The organism is Paratractidigestivibacter sp., from assembly GCF_052362415.1.
Lineage (GTDB): Bacteria > Actinomycetota > Coriobacteriia > Coriobacteriales > Atopobiaceae > Paratractidigestivibacter.
Map to the genome: position 1 here is coordinate 632 of NZ_DAWEMK010000130.1, position 826 is coordinate 1,457.

The following is an 826-nucleotide window of genomic DNA, read 5'->3' on the forward strand; positions in this document are numbered from 1 at the left end:
TGGGCATCGACGAGAAGGACGTGGTCGTCGACGAGGCTTGCCGCCCGAACCTCCGCATCGTCGACCACCGCAACCTCCATGACCGCGAGAGCGCCCTTGTGAGCCTTGTCTCGGCGGGGCGCAAGACCATCGTCTACGTCACCTCGCGCCAGCAGTCGGTCGAGGTCGTGCGCCTGCTCAGGCACCGGCTTCCCGACCTCGCGAGCAGGATCTCGTTCTACAACGCCGGCCTTACGCGCGAGGTGCGCGGCCGCGTCGAGCGCGCCTTCAGGTCAGGCGAGCTCACCTGCATCGTATCGACGAGCGCCTTCGGCGAGGGCGTGAACCTCCCCGATGTGCGCGACGTCGTGCTCTACACGCTGCCCTTCGGCGACGTCGAGTTCAACCAGATGAGCGGGCGCGCGGGCCGCGACGGGCAAGAGGCGCTCGTCCACCTGCTCTTCGGCGGGCGCGACGTCCGCCTGAACGAGAGGATCCTCTCGTCTTCCGCCCCCGAGCGCGCCGACCTCGTGGCGCTGTGGCGCGCGCTCGTCTCGCTCTCGAGGGCTGCGGGCGGCGACTTCGCCCTCGATGACGACCAGGTCGTGGCGATGGCGGCGGCCTGCGACCCCTCGCGCTCCATCGACCCCTCCGAGGTCGAGAGCGGCCTTGGGGTCTTCGAGGAGCTCGGCTTCCTCACGGTTACGGGCTATGGGGACGCGCGCCGCGTGAGGATGACGCCGTCCCCCGCGCGAATGGACCTCGCGCAGTCCGTGCGCTACCTCGAAGGATTGCAAGGCCGAGACGAATTCGGCGGTTTCTGCGATTGGGTGCTACATTGTCCCCA

Annotated in this window: 1 protein-coding gene; it reads left to right on the forward strand. The window is 68.9% G+C overall.

All coding sequences use genetic code 11. The annotated features are described in order from the left end of the window. Positions 1-826 (forward strand): helicase-related protein (locus tag ACT84W_RS09690; protein ID WP_444329059.1); only part of this gene is annotated, 826 nt, incomplete at both ends.